23 protein-coding genes and 1 riboswitch are annotated in these 24592 nt (G+C 55.4%); of the genes, 6 read left to right on the forward strand and 17 right to left on the reverse strand.

The genetic code is table 11. From position 1 onward, the window contains the following. Nucleotides 1-60: 60 nt before the first annotated feature. The 10 genes from cydC to MHH82_RS30870 all read right to left on the reverse strand — a co-directional run bounded on the left by cydC (nt 61) and on the right by MHH82_RS30870 (nt 14028). Entirely contained in the window at nt 61-1857 is a 1797-nt protein-coding gene (cydC, locus tag MHH82_RS30825; RefSeq protein ID WP_251501197.1) for a thiol reductant ABC exporter subunit CydC, read from the reverse strand. Beyond that, nucleotides 1854-3734 carry a thiol reductant ABC exporter subunit CydD gene (gene cydD / locus MHH82_RS30830; protein ID WP_251501194.1) on the reverse strand — a complete coding sequence of 627 codons (1881 nt, stop codon included), beginning with the start codon at nt 3732-3734 and terminating at the stop codon, nt 1854-1856. Before cydD ends, cydC begins: the two co-directional genes overlap by 4 nt. After that, nucleotides 3734-4750, reverse strand: a complete 1017-nt coding sequence (gene cydB, locus MHH82_RS30835; protein WP_009590373.1) for a cytochrome d ubiquinol oxidase subunit II — start codon at nt 4748-4750, stop codon at nt 3734-3736. Before cydB ends, cydD begins: the two co-directional genes overlap by 1 nt. Then, nucleotides 4737-6140 carry a cytochrome ubiquinol oxidase subunit I gene (locus tag MHH82_RS30840; protein ID WP_009590394.1) on the reverse strand — a complete coding sequence of 468 codons (1404 nt, stop codon included), beginning with the start codon at nt 6138-6140 and terminating at the stop codon, nt 4737-4739. Before MHH82_RS30840 ends, cydB begins: the two co-directional genes overlap by 14 nt. 287 nt (nt 6141-6427) lie before the next feature. Beyond that, entirely contained in the window at nt 6428-8230 is a 1803-nt protein-coding gene (gene ade, locus MHH82_RS30845; RefSeq protein WP_251501191.1) for an adenine deaminase, read from the reverse strand. A gap of 350 nt (nt 8231-8580) precedes the next feature. Continuing rightward, nucleotides 8581-8682: riboswitch (purine riboswitch) on the reverse strand. Between the two features lie 106 nt (nt 8683-8788). After that, nucleotides 8789-9367 carry an NAD(P)H-dependent oxidoreductase gene (locus tag MHH82_RS30850; RefSeq protein ID WP_036659300.1) on the reverse strand — a complete coding sequence of 193 codons (579 nt, stop codon included), beginning with the start codon at nt 9365-9367 and terminating at the stop codon, nt 8789-8791. A 60-nt stretch (nt 9368-9427) separates the two neighbouring features. Continuing rightward, entirely contained in the window at nt 9428-10018 is a 591-nt protein-coding gene (locus MHH82_RS30855; RefSeq protein ID WP_186326503.1) for a TetR/AcrR family transcriptional regulator, read from the reverse strand. Between the two features lie 154 nt (nt 10019-10172). Beyond that, on the reverse strand, nt 10173-11417 hold the full coding sequence (locus tag MHH82_RS30860) for an MFS transporter (protein WP_015737845.1): 1245 nt from the start codon (nt 11415-11417) through the stop codon (nt 10173-10175). Between the two features lie 128 nt (nt 11418-11545). Beyond that, a complete protein-coding gene (locus MHH82_RS30865) occupies nt 11546-13312 on the reverse strand; it encodes a sensor histidine kinase (RefSeq protein WP_251501188.1) in 1767 nt (588 codons plus the stop codon). Further along, nucleotides 13309-14028 (reverse strand): response regulator transcription factor, encoded by a 720-nt coding sequence (locus MHH82_RS30870; RefSeq protein WP_015737847.1) that lies wholly within the window; start codon nt 14026-14028, stop codon nt 13309-13311. The genes MHH82_RS30865 and MHH82_RS30870 overlap by 4 nt, the downstream gene beginning before the upstream one ends. Before the next feature lie 141 nt (nt 14029-14169). Here MHH82_RS30870 and MHH82_RS30875 point away from each other — a divergent pair, with 141 nt between their 5' ends. Then, entirely contained in the window at nt 14170-15399 is a 1230-nt protein-coding gene (locus MHH82_RS30875; RefSeq protein ID WP_340969333.1) for a DUF418 domain-containing protein, read from the forward strand. A 147-nt stretch (nt 15400-15546) separates the two neighbouring features. Next, complete coding sequence (locus MHH82_RS30880; protein WP_036659302.1) at nt 15547-15852, forward strand: antibiotic biosynthesis monooxygenase; 306 nt, start codon at nt 15547-15549, stop codon at nt 15850-15852. Nucleotides 15853-16016: 164 nt separating this feature from the next. Here the strand turns inward: MHH82_RS30880 and MHH82_RS30885 are convergent, their stop codons facing one another. Then, entirely contained in the window at nt 16017-16475 is a 459-nt protein-coding gene (locus MHH82_RS30885) for a hypothetical protein (RefSeq protein WP_340969335.1), read from the reverse strand. A gap of 140 nt (nt 16476-16615) precedes the next feature. Between MHH82_RS30885 and MHH82_RS30890 the strand changes: the two genes are divergently transcribed. Next, nucleotides 16616-16747, forward strand: a complete 132-nt coding sequence (locus MHH82_RS30890; RefSeq protein ID WP_009590359.1) for a DUF4023 domain-containing protein — start codon at nt 16616-16618, stop codon at nt 16745-16747. A gap of 99 nt (nt 16748-16846) precedes the next feature. On the opposite strand, the gene MHH82_RS30895 is transcribed toward MHH82_RS30890, so the two are convergent. From MHH82_RS30895 to MHH82_RS30915, 5 genes are all read right to left on the reverse strand, one after another. Then, nucleotides 16847-17188 (reverse strand): DUF1801 domain-containing protein, encoded by a 342-nt coding sequence (locus MHH82_RS30895; RefSeq protein ID WP_015737851.1) that lies wholly within the window; start codon nt 17186-17188, stop codon nt 16847-16849. Between the two features lie 89 nt (nt 17189-17277). Beyond that, nucleotides 17278-17676, reverse strand: a complete 399-nt coding sequence (locus MHH82_RS30900; protein ID WP_015737852.1) for a VOC family protein — start codon at nt 17674-17676, stop codon at nt 17278-17280. A gap of 122 nt (nt 17677-17798) precedes the next feature. Continuing rightward, nucleotides 17799-19061, reverse strand: a complete 1263-nt coding sequence (locus MHH82_RS30905; RefSeq protein ID WP_340969338.1) for an RNA polymerase sigma factor — start codon at nt 19059-19061, stop codon at nt 17799-17801. Further along, the gene (locus MHH82_RS30910) at nt 19061-19492 is read right to left on the reverse strand and encodes a YciI family protein (RefSeq protein WP_145039404.1); all 432 of its coding nucleotides are present in this window, start codon (nt 19490-19492) and stop codon (nt 19061-19063) included. Before MHH82_RS30910 ends, MHH82_RS30905 begins: the two co-directional genes overlap by 1 nt. Before the next feature lie 262 nt (nt 19493-19754). After that, nucleotides 19755-20312 carry a CGNR zinc finger domain-containing protein gene (locus MHH82_RS30915; RefSeq protein ID WP_015737855.1) on the reverse strand — a complete coding sequence of 186 codons (558 nt, stop codon included), beginning with the start codon at nt 20310-20312 and terminating at the stop codon, nt 19755-19757. 191 nt (nt 20313-20503) lie between these two features. On the opposite strand from MHH82_RS30915, the gene MHH82_RS30920 reads away from it, so the two are divergent. After that, on the forward strand, nt 20504-21673 hold the full coding sequence (locus MHH82_RS30920) for an epoxide hydrolase family protein (protein ID WP_340969341.1): 1170 nt from the start codon (nt 20504-20506) through the stop codon (nt 21671-21673). A gap of 83 nt (nt 21674-21756) precedes the next feature. After that, the gene (locus MHH82_RS30925) at nt 21757-22311 is read left to right on the forward strand and encodes a DNA topology modulation protein FlaR (protein ID WP_015737857.1); all 555 of its coding nucleotides are present in this window, start codon (nt 21757-21759) and stop codon (nt 22309-22311) included. A gap of 17 nt (nt 22312-22328) precedes the next feature. On the opposite strand, the gene cysK is transcribed toward MHH82_RS30925, so the two are convergent. Beyond that, nucleotides 22329-23243: a cysteine synthase A gene (gene cysK / locus MHH82_RS30930; RefSeq protein WP_036659312.1), complete on the reverse strand. Its 915-nt coding sequence runs from the start codon at nt 23241-23243 to the stop codon at nt 22329-22331. Nucleotides 23244-23607: 364 nt separating this feature from the next. Here cysK and MHH82_RS30935 point away from each other — a divergent pair, with 364 nt between their 5' ends. Next, nucleotides 23608-24459, forward strand: a complete 852-nt coding sequence (locus tag MHH82_RS30935) for a lipoate--protein ligase family protein (protein ID WP_051425262.1) — start codon at nt 23608-23610, stop codon at nt 24457-24459. Nucleotides 24460-24592: the final 133 nt, after the last annotated feature.

Consider the following 24592-nt stretch of genomic DNA (forward strand, 5'->3'; position numbering starts at 1 on the left):
AAAAAGAAGAACCAACCTCCTGAAAGGCCGGTTCTTCTGCTGGTAAATCGCCTCAGCTGTCTATACCGCCGGACGATCCAAACGGTACAAGTTCCGATACCGCGGATATCGCTCCATCAGCTCATCATGGGTGCCCCGCATAACGATTCGACCGTCTTCCATGAAGAGGATCTCATCCATGCGCTCCACGCCGACCAGATGATGCGTCACCCAAATCAAGGTGCGGTCCTGCAGGCTGGCGAATATGGTGGACAGCAGTTCCCGCTCGGTCTTGGGATCCAGCCCGACCGTGGGCTCATCCAGAATGACAACGGGCGTCCTCTGCAGCAGGATTCGGGCCAAAGCCACGCGCTGGCGCTCTCCTCCGGAGAAACGCTGCCCGGCTTCCTGCATGCGGGTGCCAAGTCCTTCCGGAAGGGAGGCTACCAGCGGTTCAAGCCGTGCCATGGCGGCGGCGTCCCGGATTTCAGCCTCCGTGGCGTCCGGGGATCCAAGCCGAATATTGTTCGCAAGCGTTGTGTCGAACAAGTGCGGACTCTGGTTCAATACCGAAATGACGGAAGAGATCTCATCGCCGAAACGCGCAGACTCCACGCCGCCTAGGGTAAGGCTTCCTCCCGATGGCGCCAACACGCCCTGGATCAGCTGCAGCAGGGTCGATTTGCCGGCACCGGAGCGTCCGATGACGGCTACCTTGGCGCCGGGAGCAATATCCAGCGACACATCGGTTAATGCAGACGCCTCCCTGTCCACGCCGGATGGTTCCAGCCTCGATGGGCCGTCTGCCCCCTGATCATAGCGGAAGCTGACGCCGTCCGCCTTCACATGAACGCCGCGGCTTATGATGGATTCCACCTCTGCCTTATCCAGCATCTGCGGCAGGTCCTGCCGCCCTTCGGAGGCATCCGCGCTTTCAATCGCCCGGAGCCTTGCGACCGATTGGCCGTACTGCGGAATCCGCTCAACGGCTTCGGACACCGGCAGGAATGCATCCATTAACGGGAACACAACCAGCACAAAAGCCGCGATCAGCGTAACGTCGATGGCACCGTCCGCATACTGCCGTCCCGACCAATACACCACCGAGACCACCGTCACGGCAACCACGCCTTGACCGATAAAGGCGCGCAAGCGCGACCAGCGCTTAAGCGAGCGGTCGGTCCGGTCCACCTCGGCTTCATCCGCCTCATAACCGGTCAGGAATTCCGCCTGCCGGCCGCTGACGTACCATTCATGAATGCCCAGCACCGCGTCGGTCAGCTTCCGGTAGAGGTGGCTGCGGGCCTGTTTCACTTCCCGATTCTTCCGTTTGGTGAGCAGCAGCGAGATCAGCGGCAGCACCAGAATCAGCACCGCTATATACAGTGCGAGCAGAAGGGCGAATGCCGGATCAAACTGGCCGACGGCCAGAATGACCCCGGCATATAACACAAGCGCAACAATCGATGGAAAGACCGTCCGGATGTAGACGTCCTGCAAATACTCGATATCATCGGACAGCACGCCCAGCAGATCCCCGGTGCGATACCGGGAGGATAAACGGAGGGCTTGCGGTTCCAGAATGCGGTACAGCCGAAGCCTCATGCGGGACAGGATGCGAAGAATCGTATCATGCCCCACCAGGCGCTCCACGTAATGGATCACCGCCCGTCCGATGCCGAAGGTGCGAACCCCTACGGTCGGCACGTACACCATCAGGATGTTTTCCGGACGCAGGGCGGATTTGGAGATCAAATAACCGGATGTGAACATGAGCATCCCGGCAAACAAAATGGTGAGCACGCCCAGCGTGACAATGAGCAAAAAGCGCCAGAAATTTGCCGTTACATAGGGTCGAAACCACGATTCCTGCTTCATTGTACTCCCTCCATCTGCGATGTCATCAGTCCGTAATAGACGCCCTGTCGTGCCATAAGCTCCTCGTGGGTTCCCGTTTCCGCAACGCGCCCCTGGTGCAGAACGATGATATAATCCATATCCTGCATCCAGTGAAGCCTGTGCGTCGCCAGAAATACCCATTTGTCTTGAAAAAGGGACAGCATCGTCTCCTTCAGCTCGTATTCCGTCTCAATATCCAGATGCGCCGTCGGCTCATCCAGCAGCAGAACCTGCCGGCCGCCGAGCAGCGCCCTGGCCAAAGCCACGCGCTGTGCCTGGCCGCCGCTCAAAGCGCGTCCGCCGCCGCCGATCATCTCCGCAAGGCCGCCCGGCAAGCTTTCGACCAGCTCCGACAGACCGGCCGCCTTTACCACCGCTTCCACTTGAGCTCTGGACGCCTCCGGCGCATAAAAGCGCACGTTCTCCTCCAAGGTTGCCCCGAACAAATACGGCTGCTGCGGCATATAGGTGACCTCCGACCGCCACTCGCGTCGGTTCGATTCTTCCAGCATCATGCCATTCAGCGCCATCGCTCCGGATGTTGGCGCCATGAAGCCGCCTAACAGCTCGATCAGCGTGGATTTGCCGGCTCCGCTCTCCCCGACGATGCCGATCTTGCGTTGTCCCGGTATTCGGAAGGTGACCTCCTCCAATGAAGCCGGCCCTTGTTCTTCGTGTCTGACGCCGATACCGGAGAGCTCCAGCACGCTGTCCTTTTCCCATCGGAATGTTGTCTGCGGTCTGCGGCTGGGACCCGAGAAATTATTTTGAATTTTAAATGTTAGGCCCGTTGGGGTTCGTTCCATCGTTTCTGCCGCCGGGGCTTCAAGCGCTCCCGTTGGCTCGAATGGACCCGCGCCGTTAGCCAAACCCTCCGTGGTAACAGGACCCGAGCTTCCGCTCGTGTGCCCCTTCCGGGCTTCCCGGATGATGGATTGCATCGCTTCCCCTGCCTGCTTGCCGTCCAGCGTGGCGTGGAAGTCCGCCCCGACCATGCGCACCGGCAGGAAATACTCCGGTGCGAGGATCAGGATGAGCAGCGCGGGCAGCAGCTCCAGGCTGCCGTTAATGAGGCGCAGGCCCAGGTTGACCGCAACCGACGCCACGGACAGCATCGTAAAGAAATCCAGCGCAAAAGAGGACAGAAACGCCACGCGCAGCGTCCGCATGGTAGCTGCACGATACCCCTCGCTGACCTGCTGTATGCTCGCGCCGTGCTTGCGGCTCTGTCCCAGAAACTTCAGGGTGGTCAGCCCTCTCAGCGAATCCACGAAATGATTGGACAGCATCCGGTAGGAATCCAGCTGCCGCTCGGTCTGCTTTCTCGCGGCAAGTCCCACGAGAATGAGAAACACGATCAGGATCGGCATGGTCACCAGCAGAATAATGCCCGAGATCCGGTCCGTCATGAAAACGTACAGCCATACCAGCGCCGGGGTAATGCCTGCCCCCATCATGCGAGGTATGGTCAGCTCCGCATATTTGCGGAACTTGCCGATGCCCTCCAGCACAAGCGTAACCACATTGCCTGTTCCTTCCGACCGGACAAAGGATGGCCCGTTCCGAAACAGCTCCTCCAGCAGCTGCTTTCTCAGGCTCGTGCCCGTCTCCTCGGCAAAGCGCTGCGCGATTCCTTGCTGCACGACCGAGATCCCGTGGCGCGCCAGAAATGCAAGCAGGAACAAGGCAATGGTCTCCCCCTGCTCCTGCAGCGTTGATCCCGCAAACAGGGCGGATACGGCTTCCGCCAGCCATTTGGCTTGCAGGAGGATGGCCATGCTCTGTGCCAGGGTACATGCGGCGACAAGGAAGAATACCGTCTTGGCGCCTTTGTATCCCAGCAGATCTTTTCCCATCAGTACTCCAGATGCTCCTTCTCATGTACCCGTTTGTGGAAAACGAAGTAACTCCAAATTTGATAGCCCAAAACAAAAGGCAGCAGCGATACGGCCACAATCGTCATAATCTTGAGGGAATACGGTCCGGAGGCCGCATTATAAATGGTCAGGTCAAATGCAGCGTTGATGGAGCTGACCATCACGCGCGGGAACAAGCCCACGAACACGGACGTTACCAAGAGTGCGATGACCGCGCCGGTCATCCCGAAAGCCCAGCCGTCCCGCTTGACGTTCATGAAATATCCGCCCAACAGGAATGCAAGCAGGGCCAGCACCAGCAGGACGGTTAACGCCACGCCGCGCTTCTCGAAGATATCGGTCATGAAATACGTCATCACCCCGAACGCCACGAACAGGGCCGCAACAGGAATCAGAAGTCTCCGGGCCATGCGGCGCGCCCGTTCCTGGAGATCCCCCAGCGTGCGCAGCGTCGTGAACATCAAGCCATGCAGCAGGCAGAGCATCACCATCGTCAACCCGCCGACCACGGTATAAAGATTCACGACATCGAAGAATCCGGCATGCAGCTGCATCTCTTCGTTAATCGGAAGCCCCTGGATCAGGCAGGCAAAAACAACGCCGAGCAGGAATGGCGGAAGCACGCTTCCGGTGAAGATCGCTCCGTCCCATACCCGTTTCCAGCGGACATCGCCAACCTTGCCGCGGAATTCAAATGCCACGCCGCGCCCGATCAAGGCCAGCAGAAGAAAGACAAGCGGAATGTAGAACCCGCTGAACAGCGTGGCATACCAGTTCGGGAAGGCCGCGAACATCGCGCCGCCCGCCGTCAGCAGCCAGACCTCGTTGGCGTCCCAGAACGGGCCGATCGAGTTGATCAGCACCCGGCGCTGGGTATCGTTTTTGGCCAGCAGCTGCGTGGACATCCCGACTCCGAAATCAAAGCCCTCCAGGAAGAAGAACCCGATAAACAATACGGCGACGAGCACAAACCACAGTTCGTTAAGAGACAGCATTGTAGTCCTCCTTATTAAACGGATCGCTTGCGTGGTGATCGTCTTCCTCCGCCGCATACGGTCCTTTCTTAATGACTTTGATGAACAGATAGGCCATCACGGCTGCCAGCACTGCATAAATGGCGGTAAACATGATGAGGGAGAACAGGATCGAGCCTGCGCTTACGTTCGGCGAAACGCTGTTCTCCGTGGTGATCAGCCCGAATACCGTCCAAGGCTGGCGTCCGATCTCCGTCATGATCCATCCCGATGTGTTGGCGATGAACGGCAGGGAAATGCCAAACAGCATCAGTCTGAGGAACCATTTGCCCGCCTTCTCGACTTTTTTGCGCAGCATCAGCCACGCTCCGTACAATCCCAGCAGAATCATGACGCTGCCGGCAGCCACCATAATCCGGAAGCTCCAGAAGGTGGTGCGGACCGGCGGAATATAGTCTCCAGGACCGTATTCCTGCTCGTATTGGGCTTGCAGCTCCTTCATTCCGATGACTTCGCCTGAAAATTTGCTGTAGGACAAAAAGCTGAGCAAATACGGAATTTTGAACTCCATCGTATTCTCCTGCTTATCCGGATCGATGGCGGCGATGACCGTCCAAGGCGCGGGATCGTCGCTCGTTTCCCACAAGCTCTCGGCGGCGGCCATCTTCATCGGCTGCGTATCCACCAGATACTGCGCTTGCTGGTGGCCGAATACCGCAACCAGAATGGAGGTGATGAGACCCACCACGATGGCGATGTGGAAGGATTTTTTGAAGAAATCCAAATCCTGCTTCTTCAGCAGCTTATACGCGCTTACCCCCGCTACCAGGAAAGCCCCGGTTGCCAACGCACCGAAGATCGTGTGCGGGAATTCCACCAGCAGCTGACCGTTCGTGATCAGCGCGAAGAAATCATTCATCTCCGCCCGTCCATTGTTGATCTCAAAACCGACCGGACGCTGCATGAACGAGTTCGCTGCCAGGATCCAGAAGGCGGACATCAGGGTGCCGAAGGACACCAGCCAGATGCTGAGCAGATGGACCTTCTTGGATAACCGGTCCCACCCGAATATCCACAGCCCGATAAACGTCGACTCAAGGAAAAACGCCAGCAGGGCTTCGATCGCAAGCGGTGCGCCGAACACGTCCCCGACAAAGCGCGAGTAATCCGACCAGTTCATCCCGAACTGGAATTCCTGCAGAATCCCTGTCACAACCCCGACCGCAAAGTTGATCAGGAACAGCTTTCCCCAGAACTTGGCCATTTTCTTGTAGACTTCCTGGCCCTTGACAACATACATCGTCTCCATGATGGCGATCAGAAACGCCAATCCGATGGATAACGGTACGAAAATAAAGTGAAAAATGGTTGTCGATGCGAATTGAATTCGCGCCAGCATAACCGGATCCATAAAAGATACCCCTTCCTTTAGCTCACGTGATCACTTCAAATTTGATTCTTTTTGTATTGTCGCAGACCGCGTCCTAAAGGATTGTGATAAACATCACAATATAATGGCCGAAATAGGTGAAAAAGTTATCAATTTGTGACGAAAATCACTAAGTAGGCAATGGATTATGTGAGGATTATCCATGGGAGCGTGGCTTGCGGCATCCACTCACAGGCTAAGCCCAGTATTTACGCACCAAAAAAGCAGGTTAGCCATGTGGGCCAACCTGCTTTAATGTATGTGCCACCTTATTGAACCGGACCGATCTCCGTCTCGATGAGCTTGAATTCCGTCACGTCCGCGATCCCGCGATTGGTAATGCGGATCTCCGGAATGACCGGAAGCGCAATGAGCGAGAACGTCATGAACGGCGCATGGATGGAGCAGCCGAGCTGTTTCCAGGCTTCCTCCAGGGCAGCGACTTCCTCGGCCACGACCTCGACCGGACGGTCCGCCAGCAAGCCCGCAATCGGCATCGCCACCTTTGCCAGCACCTGGCCGTTCTGCACCACGATCATGCCGCCTCCGCATGCTGCCAGCTCGTTCGCCGCAAGCGCCATATCCTCGGCGTTCGTGCCCATCACAAGCAGGTTGTGGCTATCGTGCGCCACCGTGGAAGCAACCGCGCCGGACTGTAGTGCGAAGCCGCTCGCAAAGCCGAGCGAGATTTGCCCGGTTGCGCCGTGGCGCTCGATGCATGCCAGCTGAACCACGTCTTGGCCCAGGTCCGGCTGGATGACGCCCTGCTCCACAGCGAGCACCGCGGTCATTTTGACGGTACGGGCACTATTCTCGATGACGCGCACCACGTTCACTTCCGTACGTGCCGCATCGAACTTGCTGCGCAGCAGAAAGTCGTCGGCGGTAAGCGAACGCTGCAGCCGAACCGATTGAAAGGCCTTTTCCGGATACGAATACGCCGGGAACGACTTCACGAGACGGCCGTTCTCCGCGACCACTTCGCCGTCCGTGATCACCACCGAAGGCACCATGCTCTTCAGATCGTCAATGAGCAAAATATCAGCCGTTTTGCCCGGTGAAATGCTGCCGAGCTCCATATCCATACCGAAATATCGAGCCACGTTGATTGTGCCCATCTGGATCGCCGTAACCGGGTCCACGCCCTCTTCCATGGCGCGGCGGACCACATGGTTCATATGGCCGAGCCGCAGCAGCGTCTGCGGATACACATCATCCGTGACCAAGGAGATATTGTCGGTACGTACCTTGTCCTCCGTTACCACCTTAATCACTTCCTTCACATCCTGCCAAGCCGAACCTTCGCGGATCATCAGATGCATACCGAGGCGAACCTTTTCCAAAGCCTGCTCTCTCGTTACGGTCTCATGATCGGAGCTGACGCCGGTTGCCAGATAGGCTTGTAGCATCCGGTCGTCCTCGGCCGGAAAATGCCCCGTCACCGTCTTGCCCGCACGCAGCGTGGCTTCGATCTCTCCGCTCATGGTCGGATCGCCGTATACGACGCCCGGGAAGTTCATCACTTCGCCAAGCCCCGCGACGCCGGGCCAGGTCAGCCCTTCCTCGATATCGGCTACGCCCAACTGCGCCCCGGCATCCTCCAGATCGAACGTCGCCGGTACGCAGGAAGGAATGGTGGTGAACACCTTCATCGGCAGCTGCTGCCCTTCCTCGTGCATCCAGCGCACGCCCTCCATGCCGAACACGTTGGCGATCTCATGGGGATCCATATAAACCCCGGTCGTTCCCGTAACGATGGCCGCTTTGGCAAACTCCGTTACGGTCAGCATCGTGCTCTCCACATGCATATGGCCGTCCAGCAGACCCGGCGAGATGAAGCGCCCATTCGCTTCGATCACCTGCGTCCCCTCTCCGATCGTATGATCGGCGCTGCCGATATAAGCGATGCGCCCGCACGCCATCGCCACGTCTATCCGTTCCTGAAGCTCGCCCGTAAACACATTGATCAGCGTGCCGTTTTTGATGACCAGATCGGCTGGCTCTTGTCCTAAAGCAACCTTCCCCAGCTGCCGGCTGACCTCGTATCGTTTCTGTCTCTGGATTGAACTCATGATGATTGCACGCTCCCCTTTTTTTAGATATCAGAAAGTATAAACTCGGAAGCTTGTGACTTCCTAATCTCGCAATAAAAACTTCTTCTTACTGCGGTCGTCGGTAGACGTTTTTCTTATAATGAACCTGTAAAAGCACAAAATCGATCTTGCGTAACACGCCAAACAACCCGGACAGCGTATCTGCCCGGGTTGCCTGCAACTATATCCATTGAGGAAGAGAAGTCCGCGCGGCAGCCATGCATTGCTAATAGTCTGCACATCACCCCATCCGTTAAAACGTGCTTAGATCCCATTTCAGGCGATCTTGCAGCCCGGCTTCGATGTTTATGCAAAGCCGGGCTTGGGGAGCGGATTCTCAACCTTCATGTAGTCAAGTCATTTACGGTAACCTGGTAGAAACGCCTGGGCCCTATTCCCCGGCATATACATCAAGATTTGATTTTGAACCATGACCCATTCAATTCTTTGGTCGTTTCATTTGTTGTATGAATTATAATCCTCCTGCCCGAGAAGTCAAGCCATTGGAAGGAACTGCACATCGCCCCTACTACCCGATCACGCCAATTTCCGTCCCATTCTCTGCACGCGCTCGAGCCATTGGCTTCTTGCCGTCTCGGGCATTTTGCGAAGCTGGGTAATGTTCGTGGCACGGACGGTGCCCACGCCGCAGAACTTCAGAATGGAATGCTTCATCATCTGATGTCCCGGCTGTCCGAGATAGAACCGGTAGTAAACGTACGGCGAATCCATCGTGACGATCAGACGAGCCGTCTTCCCTTTGAGCAGCTGCTCCGGCAAAGGCGAGTTCCGGCGGTACTTAAAGGCGAATCCGGGGAGAAAAACCCTATCGATGAACCCTTTGAGCAGCGCCGGCATGCCGCCCCACCAATTCGGGTACACAAACACCAGATGGTCCGCCCAGGCAATCAGCTCCTGTGCTTCTTGCAGATCGGGCTCGAGCGGTTGCTTGCCCTTATAACCGCCGGACAGGTTCAGGTCAAACTCCATCTCCGCAAGCACCAGCTGCCGCACCTCCGCACCGGATTCGGCCGCCCCTCTCGCATAGGCCTCTGCCAGCTGACGGCCATAGCTGTTTTCAATGGGATTGCCTTGGATGATTAAAATCTTTTTCATATGCGTCTTCCCCCTCATAATTTGGTTAACAATCACTAACCTGATGGCAAAAAGAAAAGGTCACGCCTGACCTTTTCCCAAACCGGTTAATGCCAATAAATGCGCCGTCACTTCAGATGCCAGCGGCGACAGCGGTTCTTCCAGCTCCCCCTGCATCGTGGAAATCGCAAGCTGACTGAATGCACCGATGATCAGCACAGCGGTTAACCGCGTATTCTGCGGCGGAATATCCCGCTGCAGCACCGCTTGCTCGAGTAGCTCCTCCAAAGCATCAAGCGGCTGCCGTCCCCTGCTCTTGACCACCTCCGTAAACAGCTCGTGATGCTGGGACAATAGCAGCAAGCCGTATTTATCTTCGTCATACGATTCCAATACGCGGGTTACGAGAGCCGATAGCCTCATTGCAAACGGTCCGGGCCGGGTAGCGTACTCATCCACCAAGCGCGTATAACTGCCGCAATATTCGTTGAACGCCTCCGCGGCAACGGCATCCTTATTCGTAAAATGCTTATAAATCGCCGCGTCCGTCACGCCTGCCGCCGCGCCGATCTCCTTCACCGATACGCCGTCCACGCCCTTCTCGGCAAAGAGCTTCATGGCTGCCTGCAAAATTTCCTTCTTCTTGCTGTCGAAATGAGGTTTCTTTTTCATGCTCATATCATAAGTGAACACTAACCAAATTGCAATAAGAGGCACAAAAAAGGCCCCCCAAGACTTAGGGCGCCTCTCTTCGTGCGTACTCTTTACGTTTCGTATATATCGCTAAAGACGCATGCCCGTCTTGGGCTTGGCCCTCCTATCCAAGCTAAACCCCCGCTTCGATGGGAGCGGCCTTTACCTTGTTGCTGTACAGCAGCATGAGCGGAATGCTGATGACAAATGCGCCGGCCACAAGCAGGAACGGTATTCTCGGATCGATGCCGTACGCCCAGCCGCCAATGATGCCGGAAGGCGAAATGACGATGAGGATGAGCACCTGGAGCAGCGCGAATATTTTGGCGCGGTTCTCGTCGTCGATGGCATTGGCCACCGCCGTCTCCAGATACGGATATGTCATCATCGTGCCGAATGCGGCAATGACGGTGCTCAGGCTCAGCACCAGCAGATCTCCTTGCGGTGCAAACACCAGCATGACATTGGACAATACCGAGATGACAAAGCCCCATACCATCGTCCGGTGCACGTGCCGCTCCCCGATCCGGGGCATGATCCACCGCATGAATATCAGCATAATGACGGAGGAGAAGGCTGGAAAAACGGAGATCAGGCCGCTGCCCAAATGCAAATATTCCACCATGAAGATGGAGACGTAGGTTGTCTTCACCGTCATCTGAAAATTAAACAGGATATAAACGCCGAAGATCATCAGCAGCAGCGGGTTTCCCAGCATGCTCTTCATCACCTGGACATAGTCGGACATCCCTTCCCGCAGGCCCATCGCCTTCGTTTCCTTCATTTTGCGGTATCCGATCTCCGTCTCCCTTGTCGCATAATGGCGTCCGATGAACTGGATCGTCATCAGGATGCAGGCAAGGACGAACATGATGCGCACCCCGGGCACAAGCGAGAAATGATACACCAGCAGCCCGCCGAGCGGTGCAAACAATCCGCCGACGACGCTAATCAGCTGCAGCAGCGTAAAGACATAGGTACGCTCCTTCGGCGCCGTATCCTCCACCAGCAAACAGTAAAAGGCGGTATGCGGCACCTTTTGAAAGCCGTTGATGACGGCGGCGATCACAAAAAACCAGAAGTTCTGGGAGACTGCCCAGAGCAGCGTGGCCACGCTCCAGCTCAGCACATCGAAGTAAAGGAGCGCTTTTTTTCGGCCCAAACGGTCCGTTAAATACCCGCTGAGAAACGAGGACAGCACCTGCACAAGCAGACCGATCGAGGTAATCCAGCCGATCCCCGTCTCGGTTACCCCCAGTTGGTACATGTAGATGGAGGTGTACGTCGTGAACATGCTGTAAGGGATTAGAAACAGCGGCTCGTAGACGAGACAGCCCCGCGCATTACCGGTCAATTGCCGAAACGAAGTTGAACCCATAATATCCTCCGGACATGAAGTATAATCGTTGCCTAGCCATTATAGCGCACCCGGGGCGGGAGCAGGAAAGGAAAGTTGCAGGATTTTTGAAGCGATTGGAAATCTGCGGATCCAAGCCCCAGGCTACGCTACCCGCGCGAACTCGGCCCCTCATCTTCTTGCGCCGCAGCCTCAGGCAAAAGAACGGTAATGGTGGTTCCCCTGCCCACCTCCGACCATACGCTTACACGGCCCCGATGCGCCTCGACAATCGCTTTCGCAATGCTCATCCCGAGTCCCGAGCCGTCCATGCTCTCTTCGGTATTCGTTCCCCGGTAGTAACGCTCGAACAGATTGCAGCGGGTCTCTTCATCCATCCCCACGCCTTGGTCCGCAACCACGATCGCCGCGCCGCGGGGACGCCTTTCCACCCGGACCTCAACATTTACCCCATCCGGATTATGCTTCACGGCATTCGTGATCAGGTTATCCATTAACCGCTGCAGCCACTTGGCATTGCCGTCGACGGGCAGCTCCTCCTCGCCGCCGATATAGTTGAAGTTGGCATCCAGCGTGGCATCGTTGACGTATTTCAGCACGCAGCGGCGCACCAGCTCATTCAGGTCAAGCCGGATCAGCTCTTGCGGCTGGATTTCGCTTCTCAGACGGAAGACGAGCGAGAAGTCATTGATCAGCTCCAGCATGTAGTCGCCTTTCTCCCGGATCACGGTTCCCATCTCCCGCAATTCTTCCTGGCTCCAATCCTGCGGCGCGCTCTCCAGCATATAACCGTAGCCCTGAATGGAGGATAACGGCGTGCGCAGGTCATGCGATATCCCGGACATCCATTCTTCCCGATTTCGATCGAGCCGCTCCCGTTCCCGTTCGGTTTCAGCCAGCTGCTCCGCCATTTTATAAAAGGAATGGATGACTTCCTTGTACAGCTTGTAGCGCATGCGCAGCTTTCCACTCTTGCGGAATACCCGCTTCCGGTCCTTCGGCGTCAGCACTTCCTCATAAGCTCCGCTGCCCATCCGCTCGAACCATCCGGTAAACAGCAGCAGCGGACGGCTGTACCGGTATCCATGCCATATCGCCACCCCAAGCGACAGCACAAGCACGCAGATCATCGTCCAGAGCGCCACGCGGATCAGCTCGTTCATCATTGGCCGTTTCTCCAGCGCCCCGTCCTGAGGCGTGTGATATACCCAGGTGTTGCCGCTGTCCGCATCGCGGTAAACCGCGATATGCGTGGAATACGTGCCCGGCTGCTCCTGCATGGTGATGATCTCCAGCGGGTGGTAGCTCGCCTTATTGTCGGAACCCGTCCCAATCGCTTGGACAACGCGTCCGTCCCGATCAATCACATGCAAATAACCGCCTAGATCGGCCAATTCGCGTCCCAGCTCGGCCTCATCCTCCGGTCTCACCTTTCCGCCGTCCTGAAAACGGGCAACCCATTCCCGAAGATGATCCGAGCTCTCATCGATGCGTCCGATCAGAAACAATAGCGGCTCCTCATAGGTCAGATCCATCTGCCAATCCATCGTGTACTCGCCGAGGCGGCGTTTCTCCTTGATCTCAAGCAAGGTGCTCACCGAGTACGCCAACGGAACATCCGAAGCCGTGTTGGTGGAGTGAATCACGTTTCCCTCCATATCCACCACCTGAAGCCACATATCCTTCTCCTGGAGCAGAAGCTTCCAATATTCCTCCAGCTGCACCTCGCCATTCTCCGTCACCGTCTCGGTCACGATGCTGTTCAAGACGCCTGTCGGAAAGTTGCGCTTGATCTCATCGTCGCTGATATGTTTGATCAGGAAGAATAAGAGCACGATTAGAAAGCAAAACATAAACGCCGAGAATGCAATTAATTGGTATGTAAAATGGAAGGCAAGCCTTCTGCGCAGCCTCATCGCGCTTTCTCCTTGATCAGCTTGTAGCCAAGTCCCCGGACCGTCAGCAGATACTGCGGGTTGCTCGGATCCTCCTCGATGCGCTCGCGGATGCGGCGGATATGCACCATGACGGTGTTGTCCTCGCCCATGCCGTCGATGCCCCACACCGCTTCGTACAGCTGCGACTTGGAGAATACGACCCCGGGATGCTTGCAAAAATACAGCAGCAGCTGAAAGACCTGCGCCGGACAAGGCACGGGCTCTCCCAGCACCGTCAGTTCGCCTGCGGATTCGTCGACTTTGAACCGGCCGAAATCCCATGCGCGCTGAATCGCCTGCTGCTCTGCCGCAGCAGCCGGTCCAAAGCCGCCCCGGCGCAGACGCGCCTTGATCCTTGCAGCGATCTCCAGCGGATTAAAGGGCTTGGTGACATAATCGTCCCCGCCCATCGCAAAACCGGTCAGCACATCCAGATCCGACGCCTTGGCAGTCAGGAACAGGATGTGCGGACTGCCATAGGAACGGATCTGCGGACAGAGGTCAAATCCCGTGCCGTCCGGCAGCATGACATCCAGCAGCACGATATCCGCTCCGTGCGCAGCGATTTCGCTGAGCGCTTCCTTGCAGCTGGAAGCCGTGTATATTCGGTTAAAGCCTTCCTTGCGCAGCACCATCTGCAGCATTTTCACAATGGAAGGTTCGTCGTCTACGATTAGAATTCGCGTTTGATCCATTTTATCCTCACCCGACATTTATGCTAGCACAGCAACCTTAACAGGAGTTAAACAAATGCTGGAAGTGTTAAGAAAAAGTTAGGATGCCGTTTCCGAGTTATTTCGTTTGGAGCTTTATACTTGGTGTCAGAGGTGATTGACATGAATTCAAATAAACGTTCGACCGCCGTGGATGCGATTCGCGGCTTGAGCTTGCTCGGCATCCTGATGGCCAATATGCTTATTTTCCAGTACGGCATGTTCGGCAAAGACGAGCTGCATTTCTTCCAGCCTTCCACGCTGGACCTGATCAGTCATGACATGCTCAAGGTGTTCATAGAGGGCAGCTTCATGCCTATCTTTACGTTCCTGTTCGGCTACAGCATGATCAAGATGCGGGAAAGCCTGATCGGCAAGGGGCTTAAATACGGACGCAGCTTCTTCCGCAGGTCGGTTCTTCTGATCGTACTCGGCCTGCTGCATTCCATATTCATCTGGGAAGGCGATATTCTGCTGTTCTATGGGGGGATCGGCCTCTTCCTGGTGCTGTTTGTGAAACGGAAGGCCAAAACGATTTTGATCTGGGGCATTCTCTTGCTCGCGCTGATGGCCGTCTTGGGGTACGGCTCCATGGAGCCTGCGGCAGGCGAAGCGGAGCGCATGGAGAACTATGTGAAGCAGTCCATCGAAGTCTACGGCAGCGGCACGTATAGCGAGATCCTAAACTTCCGGTCAACCGAGGAAATGCCCATCGACCTCCCGGACTGGCTGATGCTGCTGGTGATCCTGATTGCCCCTCTCATGAGCGCGCCGATGTTCCTGTTTGGCATGGTCGCCGCGAAACGCGGGCGCTTCCTCCATCCGTCCATGGAGATCAAGCTGTATTTAAGATGGTCGCTGCTCATTCCGGTCGGGCTTGGACTGAAAACCGCAGGCGTTATGCTCGAATCCACGAACAACTGGAGCGGCGTCCTGATGATGCTCGGCGGCCCCCTGCTCGCGCTGGGGTATCTCCACCTGTTCGCGTCCTTATACGCCTTCTCGTCCAAACAATCGGTGGTGATCCGGGCGTTCGAAGCGGTGGGGCGAATGTCGTTAACGAACTATCTGACGCAAAGCGTTGTATGCGTATTGATATTTTACGGTTTCGGATTGGGCATGTTCGGCAAACTCGGCGTGCTGCAGGGAGCGCTGCTGGCGATCCTCATCTATGCCGTACTGGCAACGGCCAGCCTGATCTGGTTGAAACGGTTCCGCAGCGGACCGGTTGAACGGCTGCTCCGTATAGGCACCTACTGGTCGTGGAGCGGAAGGGCAAAACCTAAAGCGGCCGCCCCGGCTTCCGCCGTACCTGCGGCAGAGCTCTCGGCTGAAGGTCCCCCCGCGACCTGAGTTTTCCTTCTCTTCGGGCATGAAGCCAGGGTTATCCCGGTACCCTGAGATGAAATCGGTTCTTTCGTTCATGTATAATGGACGTACAAGAAAGAACAAGACATGTCGGGAATTATTCCGCTCATAAACCGAAGGAGGATCACGTATATGCTGGTTGTTACAAACTCGATCAAGGTCAAACCGGGCTTCGGACAAGAAATCGCGCAGCGCTTCGCTGAAGCGAAGGGCGTTCAGGAGATTGAAGGATTCGTGCGGATGGAAGTATGGCATGAAGCCAAGGAAGGCGCAGAGGCCGAGGAACTGAAGATCTCTACGGTATGGGAAGACGAGGAGGCGTTCAAGCGCTGGACTTCCAGCGAATCGTTCCGGCAATCCCACGGTCAGGGCCGCAACGAGAATATTTTGGGTGCATCCTTGAACAAATACGAGCTGCTGATCAGTCACAAGAAGTAAGCGAGACGTTGGATCCGGCAGCCGGATTCAGGCTGTCTTTAGACCCCTGCGAACAAGATGCAGCCCGGGCATTGGCCCGGCTGGATCTTTTTTTTGCGCATAATTGACCGTTTGGCATCCATTCCGCAAGCTGACGATTCGCGGCAAAGCTCCCCACGGGGAAGTTATTCGTTAAACGTTAATCCCGGCAGCAATTCGGGGTTATGGGAGCGTCCCAGCTCCACCATGTACGCGTTCAGTTCGGGCAGCTCCGGGCCTGCCAATATATACGACTCCCCATCCACCTCAAACTCGCTCGCCACGCGAATCTGCTGCTCGCCCTGCACGACATCCATAAAGAACAGAAACCCCGGTTCCTCGTTACCCGCCATCCGTTTGGCTTGAAGGGTATCCACCCGCTTCATGATCGGCTCAATGTCCTGTTCCTGGTCGAGCACCATCCGCGTGCCATCCCCATACACGACTTGAATGGCTGTTACCTTCGCTGCGTCCAGCTTCATCAGTTTCTTGACCGAATACAGTCGTTGGTCCGCGGATCCGGTATCCTCGTTAATTCCGCTGCAGCCGGCGATACCCAGAACAACGAGCATTCCCACCATGATCAACACGAGTTTACTGGACATCCTTCATCCCCCCAATACGAAAATCTCACAATCCCTACCCGTTCCAGAGTCTTCAAAATCTTCAAATAGGATCACAACGAAATGGTTATATTAAGCACGATCAGGCAAGCAACATTCTATATGAAAGGAGTCTATATCCTATGGAAAGCACGCATGATTTCGTGGAAAAAATGAATGAGAACGCGGAGAAAGCCCGTCGCAACAAAGAGAATCACGGCAAAGGAACGCCAAGCGACAAGCTGCCAACCAAACAGCACGGCACCAAGAAATAGAATGACGTTTACCGCGATCCTCCTAGGATCGCGGCTTTAGATGCCGGGGCGCTCCTGCGGTACGGTTACTACCCGTGTCGCACCCCTACTACATATGGATTACAGGCCTACGGATGCCTGCTTCAGCAAGGAAGCCAGCGCTGCATAGTCGACCTGCTGCCCGGCCGATATTTTGATGGTCTTCCGCTCAGGCGGCCCCTCGAACAGCGTCTCGGGCCATTCCAGCCCTTCCGCATTGAAAATCGTAAAGCTCACGGCGCTCTTGGCGACGCTGATCACCGCCGCGTATTTTCCGTTTTTCAGAAAATGCGGCTTTTTATATTGAAGCCGTTCCGCGACGTCCGGGATCGTATTGTGCACGAGCTCCCGAAGCCGCTCGCTGACTTCGACCTTCCAGGTATCGCTGATGGCTGCCATGTAATCCGTTACCTCTTGATTCATCTTATTGGCTCCTTCTGTATCGTAGTATGGTATTTTTCAAATGGATATGGATTTCCGTTTCGGATTGCTGCTTCCGGGAGCTCTAGTACTCAAGCCCGATGAACCATCTGCCAGGTCATGCCGTACCGGTCTACCACTTCGCCGTAATAGGCTCCCCAAGGCTGCAGGGCAAAAGGATACTTCTCGGTCCCCCCGTCGCTGAGATTGCGATAAGCTGCGCGGGCTTCTTCCTCGTTATCGAACGTGATGGCCAGCCCCATGCTCGTGCTCTTGCCGGTTTCTTGAAAAGCGTCGGAGAGAATCAGCTGATTGCCGCCGGCCAGCGTTAACGACATATGCATGACTTTATCCTGATGGGCTTCCGGTATTCCCGGCATGTCTTTGAATGTAGTCAATAAACCGATCTCTCCGCCAATCGCCTGCATGTAGAATTCGGCCTGGCCTCTTGCATCCTCGGAAATAATAAAAGGTACCATTTGTGCTTGCATGTTCATCTTCCTCTCGGTTCGATTTTTTTGTTTTATATCTAAATGACGAACGGGATTTGACGTAATCGACATGAATTTCATATTTTTTTCGGAATTTTTTAAAAATTTTTCTGAAGCGCATCTTAAGAGCCTGCTGACAGGCATTCTGCCGCTCGGTCAAGGAGCAGCGCCCGCTCCCTCTGGTTATCCGTCAGCGATGCGGCCAGCTTGAACTCCGCGCCGGCTTCGTTCAGGCGACCCAGCTTAAAGAGCAAGTCACCCCTCACGCTCGGGAGAAGATGATACCCCTTCAAGGCAGGCTCGCTTCGCAAAACGTCCACGATCTCAAGCCCGATCTCCGGGCCGAAAGCCATGGAGAGGGCCACGGCCCGGTTCAATTCCACGATCGGCGAGGGAGAAACCTGCGCCAATGCCTCGTACAGCGCGGAGATCCGAATCCAGTCGGTCTCTGCGGCACTGGGCGCACCGGCATGACATGCGGAGATGGCTGCCTGAATAGCGTAAGGACCGGTCATTCCACCCAACCGCTCGATTCGCTCCAGAGCGGCAAAACCGCGCCGGATCAATAAATAATCCCATAATGCCCGATTCTGGTCCATGAGCAGCACAGGTTCGCCCTGCGCATTGACCCGTGACTTGAACCGGGAGGACTGAAATTCCATCAACGCGACCAATCCGTGCACCTCGGCCTCCGTCGGCGCGATCTCCGCCAGAACCCGTCCGATCCGAAGCGCTTCCTGGCACAGCAGCGGACGAATCCACTGGCTGCCTGATGAAGCGGCGTATCCCTCATTAAACATAAGGTAGATGACCTCGAGGACGGATGATAATCGCGGCTTCAGTTCGGTTCCCTGAGGAATCTCGAATGCAACCCGGGTCGCGGACAGCGTCCGTTTGGCACGAACGATTCGCTGCGCGATCGTCGGTTCCGGCACAAGATAAGCGCGGGCGATCTCCGATGTCGTCAATCCGCCGAGCAGACGCAGCGTCAGGGCTACGCGCGCCTCGGGGGACAGAACCGGATGGCAGGTCATAAAGATCAGCCGCAGAAGATCGTCGTTCACTTCTCCCGCCTCCGGCACCTCCATATCCGAATCCATTCGGGAATCCATTTCGCGTCCCAACAGCTCATACTTCCGATCGCGCACCTTATTCCGGCGCAGCAGGTCCAGCGCTTTGCGCTTTGCCGCGGTCATAAGCCATCCGCCGGGGTTATCCGGTATTCCGTCATTCGGCCACCGTTCCAGCGCGGCAATGAGCGCATCCTGAGCCAGATCCTCGGCGAGGCCGATGTCACGGACCATCCGGGTCAGGTAGGCAATGATTTTGGAAGATTCGATTCTCCAGATGGCCTCGATCGTACGATGGGTATCGGCCGCCGACATTACGGATTCTGCCTTTGGATGTGTTCGCGCATTTCAAATTGTTTGGCCTGCGCTTCCGGGTCCTGCGTTAACTCTGTCGGTTCGAATACCTGACGGAGCTCGATCTGCCCCGCGCCGAAGCCGTGCGGATCGGGCATGCGTTTGGCCCACTCGATCGCCTCTTCCCTCGTTTTCACTTCGATCAAGGTGTACCCCGCGATCAGTTCCTTCGCTTCCGTAAAGGGACCATCGGTGATTTTCGGCTTGCCTCCCGGCTCCGGATAAGAAATCCGGATGGCGCCCGAGCTTGGATGGAGCCCATCCGCAGCAAGCAGCACGCCGGCCCTCGCCAGCTCCATGTTGTACCTCATCATGGCATCCAATTGCTCTGCGCTTGGCAGCACGCCGGCCTCGGAATCCTCGGTTGCTTTCACGATCATCATAAATCTCATGTTTCTTCCCCTCCTGGTTATCGTTGCTTTCGCTTAAATTTTTCGTCCTATGTTTAACCAACGAATAGAGTTTCCCCTAATCGACAAACGCTTCACATTTTTCAATAAAAAAAATAATAAGTAACAACCATTTCGTTATTGGACCGTGTATTCCTGTTGAAAACGTTCGGCTCCACGAAAAAAAGACCGATCAAGACAAACGCTTGATTGGTCGATGGAGGGGCGATGATCCTTATCCAAGCCCGTTCCTATGGCAGGCAGTTCATCCCATGGACTTCGCCCGCTCCCGATACGTCTTATTTTTTGCCCGATTGCCGCAGGCCTTCATTGAGCACCACTTGCCCGTTCCCGGCCTGGAGCGGTCAACGAATACCCACTGGCAATCCGCGGCTGTGCACACTCTCAATCTGTTCCACACGTTGTTCTCACGAAGCCGGAATACCAGAATCAGCAGCCGGGCCAAGCCCCCTCTTCCTTGTGCATCCACTGGCTCAATGGCGTCAGAGGCTTCACTGAAGCGATAGGCGAACCGGAATCGGCCGGCTGCACGGTTTAACGCTTGAAAGCCGGCTTCCTTATGGTCATGTATATTATTCGGAATGGCTGCCCTTAAGCCGCCACGCAGATCGCGGGCCAAAGCCAGATCCTCTTCGGATATGGTGTCCCGTTTCAGAATAAAGCCGTTTTTTAACAGCCATGTACGCAGATCGTCCGCGGTAGAAAGCAGCTCCAAACCCGGGTCCCCCTCATACCGCATCCGTTTATCATGGGTGTTGATAAAATCGGCGATGATTTCGAGCTGCTCAAATTCATTTCCCACAACAAACAAACCTCCTATTGATTTCCCTATAACAAACCAGTAAAGTGTATTTATCGGTTAGCTAACCATTTATAATATTTTAATGGTCATCACATTAAAAGAAAGCACCCCTGCTCCATTTTTATCTATTCTGCTGCAAGTCTGCTGGTATCAGTATACCAGACTCCCATTCTTCCTAAGAGGTGAAGCGAATGAATATCCAACCGTTTTCTTTTCAAATCGAGTCCGCTGCCATCGACGATTTATATCGGCGCCTGGACATGACCCGGTGGCCTGACGAAATCCCCGGCGGAAATTGGAATTATGGCATCCCCCTTGATTTCATGAAGGACATGGTCGCCTACTGGAGGCATGAATTCGATTGGGGAGCCTTCCGGCGCTCCATTCAGGCTTATCCGAATTATATCGCCCAAATCGATGGAATCGATATTCACTTTATACATATCAAAGGCAGCGGCGAACACTCCGTCCCGCTCCTCATTGCTCATGGTTGGCCGAGCTCCTTCTATGAAATGCTGGAACTTATCCCATATCTTATGAATCCTGGGCAATTCGGCGGTCATGCGGAAATTTCCTTTGACGTTGTCATACCGTCTATCCCGGGCCATGGGTTCTCCGGCATTCCTCTGCGTCCGGGCTTTGAGGACCGTCAGGCCGGGGAACTGCTCATGAAATTAATGACAGGGCTTGGTTATGAACGATTCGGCGCACATGGCTACGATATCGGTGCCAGCATCCTCGGACTTATGTGTCTTGACCATCCCGACCGGTTCATCGGCTATCATACCACCTCGCCTGGGAACCCAAGTCCCTATGCGGATTCGTCTTCCACGCTGTCCGACGAGGAGACCGCGTTCCTCGAATATCAGAAGCAATGGGAACGCGAGGAGGGCGCTTACGCCCATATCCTGGGCACACGTCCGCAGACCGCGGCCTATGGTTTGCATGATTCGCCCGTAGCGCTGGCCGCGTTCATTCTGGAAAAATGGCACTACTGGACCTCTCCCGAGGATGATAACGTCTTGCAGCATTTCAGCAAGGAGCAGCTCATGGCCAACGTCTCCATTTACTGGCTGACCCAGAACATCAATGCCTCGAACCGTTATTATTATGAAGGCAAGCATACGAGATGGCCGGGGCCCGAAGAGTTTTCGCCTGTACCGCACGGAGTCACCTTAACCGCTCAGCGGAATGAGCGTCCGCCCCGGACATTCGTGGAGCGGATATTTCCGAATGTGATCCACTGGAAGGACCTGAATGCGGGTGGGCATTTCATTGCCGCGGAACAACCCTCCTGGATTGCCGAGCAAATCACAGCCTTCTTCAAGCAGATTTGCGATACGCCGCAGGAGGCACTATAATTTTACGACTAACGAAACAAGGACATCCCCGCTCCGGTACCGAAATGATTAACTACCATTTCTCATGAATGCGGTGATCTCTTATGGACACTAAGATCCCGAACCGGATCCATATTATCGGCTCCGTCGGCAGCGGCAAGACAACGCTTGCCCGGAAGCTGTCCGCCCAGTTTAATCTCCCTTATTACGAGCTCGACAATGTCTTATGGGAGCGGGCCCAGCCGGACGATATCAGGAGGAGTGAGGCGGATCGGGACGCGCTATTGCTAAGCATCGTGAACACGAATGGCTGGATCATCGAGGGCGCTCATCTGAAATGGGTCAGCCCCAGCTTCCGCCATGCGGATCTCATCGTTTTTCTGAACCCGTCCTACTCCACCATAACCTACCGGATCATCACAAGGTTCATCAAGCAACGACTGCGACTTGAACAAGCGCACTATACTCCTACTTGGGACATGCTCAAAAAAATGTTCGATTGGAGCGCCTCCTATCAGCGGGAGGGCAGATATCAGATCCAGGACACGCTTGCGGATTATCCCGGCAAAGTGGTCGTCGTGAGGAGCCATGAACAACTCATGCAGGAGCTTAAGCAGCGGATGCCCTCCATAGAACACCAAGAAAGGACCTCCGGTTAACCGGAGGTCCTTCCCGCTTAGAAAATATCCATGCTGAGATACCGTTCTCCCGTATCCGGGGCAATGCAGACAACCCGCTTCCCTTCCCCCAGCCGCTTCGCTACGCGAAGGGCCGCGAATACCGATGCGCCGGAGGATGGGCCTACCAGTATTCCTTCCTTGCGGGCCAAATTCCGAGCGGTCTGCAATGCATCCTCGTCGGCGATCTGGATAATCTCGTCATATACGCTTGTATTCAGGATCTTTGGTACGAAGCCCGGGCTTGTGCCCACGAGCTTGTGCGGTCCCGGCTGTCCGCCGGAGAGCACAGGCGAGCCCTGCGGCTCGACCACCGCGATATGGAGGTTCGGCAAAGACTTCCTCAGCTCTTCCCCGGTTCCGGTTACGGTGCCGCCCGTTCCCGCCGTCGCCACGAAGGCGTCCAGCCGCCCTTCCATCTGTTCCATTATTTCCGGTGCTGTCGTCACCCTGTGAATGTCCGGGTTGGCCGCATTCTCGAACTGCTGCGGAATGAAGCTGCCCGGAATCTGCTCCCTAAGCTCGAGCGCCTTGGCAATCGAGCCCGGCATGCGTTCGCTGCTCGGTGTCAGCACGACCTCCGCACCGTAGGCCTTCAAGATATTAATCCGTTCCTTGGACATGTTGTCCGGCATAATCAAGATGGCCCGATAGCCCTTGGCGGCTGCAATCATCGCCAAGCCGATGCCGGTATTCCCGCTCGTCGGCTCGATAATGGTGCCCCCCGGTTGGAGCAGGCCCTGCTCCTCCGCGGTATGAATCAGATTGTAGGCCGCACGGTCCTTCACGCTGCCGGAAGGATTGAATCTCTCAAGCTTTACATAGACGTCGGCTGATCCTACTGGCACTAGCCGCCGAAGTTTCACCATTGGCGTCTGGCCGATCATATCAACCACACTATTATAGATCTCCATGATGTTGATCTTCTCCTTTTATATATGAAGTGAAGTCATTCTCCGTTATACCATATGACTCATAAAGACAATAAGCTTACTCGGATTATAACAAAAACGTTGATCGACGTACATTCGCAGATGACAGACTGCGGTTAGATGAAGTTTTTCTTGCGATATCAGGAAGAACATGCTTTTGAAGTTTATACGCTCTGATATCTAAACAAAAACGTTGATCGACGTACATTCGCAGATGACAGACCGCGGTTAGATGAAGTTTTTCTTGCGATATCAGGAAGAACATGAATTTATGGTATGCTGTTCATGGAACAAGATTTGATCGGGCTTTACTTTACCCTTTCCCTATTAAGGAGGCGCAACAAGCGTGAACATTCCGCTGATACTACCAGAAGACCAACCCGTCCTGCTGCTTGACCGGACCGATAATTTAGCGCATCAGGACGTGCTGTATCATTTTGCGCTGGACGAGCTTTTATGCAGGCTGACCGGAGAAGGCCGGCCCGCAATCTGCCATCTGTGGCGGCATCCGCGCGCCTTTGTCATGGGCGTGCGCGACAGCCGCCTGCCCCAGGCGCTGCAAGGGGAGGCCCACCTTCGTTACCTCGGCTATGACACCGCCGTTCGCCATTCGGGCGGTGCCGCGGTACCCTTGGACGCGGGCGTGGTGAACCTCTCCCTCATCCTCCCCTTTGCCTCCGCCGGACCGGCGCCTGATTTCCATCAGGACTTTGAAATTATGGTGGAGCTGATCCGGGAAGCCCTCCACGGTACGGGCCAAAACGTCGATACCGGCGAAATTGCCGGCGCTTTCTGCCCCGGTACGTTTGATCTCAGCATCGGCGGCCTCAAATTTTGCGGCATTGCACAGCGGCGGCAGCGGAGAGCCTTCATTATCCAGGCTTTTATCATTGCCGAAGGTTCGGGCAGCGAACGCGCCCGGCTGGTTCGTTCCTTCTATGATATCGCAGCTGAGGGAGCCGATCCCAAGCATTATCCTCTAGTAGAAGCTGACAGCACCGCGAGCCTCGAGGAACTGACCAACATCGGCATCGGCTTCGACGCGGTGCGTCAATTCACCGCAGCCGTTAAAGGGGTCATTCGAGGATGGCAGGCAGGCAAGGATTTTGCCGAAGCGGCTTCCAGGTTTACGATGCCTGGGGCCGAGGATATCCGCATTATGGCTGATCAGATGCGTCAGCGGTATAACCTTAATTAAACATAATAAAGAACCATATAAGCTGATTAATCAGTCTATATGGTTCTTTATACTGAAAGGGGAACCCCTTTCTTACTATATCTTGATCCGCACTAAGTGTGGATCCTCCGTCCTTAAAACGTTGCACCAGTCC

The organism is Bacillus sp. FSL K6-6540 (assembly GCF_038007545.1).